This is a genomic window from Oleiphilus sp. HI0086, from assembly GCF_001635225.1.
The window spans coordinates 1-903 of record NZ_LWFZ01001499.1; the positions used below are offsets into that span (position 1 = coordinate 1).

The window sequence follows — 903 nt, forward strand, 5'->3', positions numbered from 1 at the left end:
CAAGGGGCTCTTTGTAGAATTTAAATCTACAAAACTAAATATACTGTGAATTAGAACGGAATATCATCATCAAAATCATCACTAGGAGGCGCCATTGCTGGAGCGCTTTGCGGAGCGGCTTGAGGCGCTGCCTGAGTATAAGCCTGGCCGCCCTGTTGTGGCGCGCGCTGATAGCCTTGTTGAACCGGCGCCGCCTGCTGTGGCTGCGCATAGCCCTGCGGTGCAGCCTGTGCTTGTGGTGCTGCTTGAGGAGCAGGCTGTGTCTGATACCCGCCTTGCGTGGCTGCTTGCGGCTGATCAAATCCACCCTGCTTACTATCTAGCATCTGCAGTTCGTTCGCAACAATCTCGGTGGTATAGCGGTCTTGTCCGCTTTGATCTTGCCACTTTCTGGTCTGCAACTTACCTTCGATATAGACTTTAGAGCCTTTACGCAGATAATCTTTTGCAATTTCAGCTAAACGATTAAACATAACAACACGATGCCACTCCGTTTTTGGCACCATCTGTCCACTGTTTTTATCTTTATAACTTTCATCCGTAGCAATATTCAGGTTTGTGACCGCTGAACCTTGCGCCGTCATGCGCGCATCAGGATCTTGCCCTAAATTACCGATCAAAATTACTTTGTTTATACCTCTTGCCATTACCTTTCCCCGAATTATTTTTTGCTCTAATCTAATTATTGTCTCATGCTTAACGATAGCATTCCATAACCGAATCCAGCTCCTGCTGATTTAGTTTACCTTTGATTACTTTGAGATAAGCCACCTTATCTTCAGGCACCAAAACAACCTCTTCAACACCTCCCACTGAGCTAAGCCTATCGGTTATTTCCTGAGCCTGAGAGTCTGCCAAAGCTGAGAAACTTAAGGTCATACCTGTTTCAGAGCTTGGGTTAGC

The 903-nt window shown here is 46.6% G+C and carries 1 protein-coding gene and 1 pseudogene; both read right to left on the reverse strand.

Annotated features, from left to right (window positions below):
* Positions 1-50: 50 nt before the first annotated feature.
* Positions 51-647, reverse strand: coding sequence for a single-stranded DNA-binding protein (gene ssb, locus A3756_RS25370; protein ID WP_068554548.1), 597 nt, complete (start codon positions 645-647; stop codon positions 51-53).
* Positions 648-696: 49 nt separating this feature from the next.
* Positions 697-903: pseudogene (locus tag A3756_RS28410) on the reverse strand (hypothetical protein); the annotation flags it as partial.

Coding starts and splice junctions, on each gene's coding strand:
- ssb (WP_068554548.1), bottom strand. CDS start 647: ATGGCAAGAGGTATAAACAAAGTAATTTTGATCGGTAATTTAGGGCAA.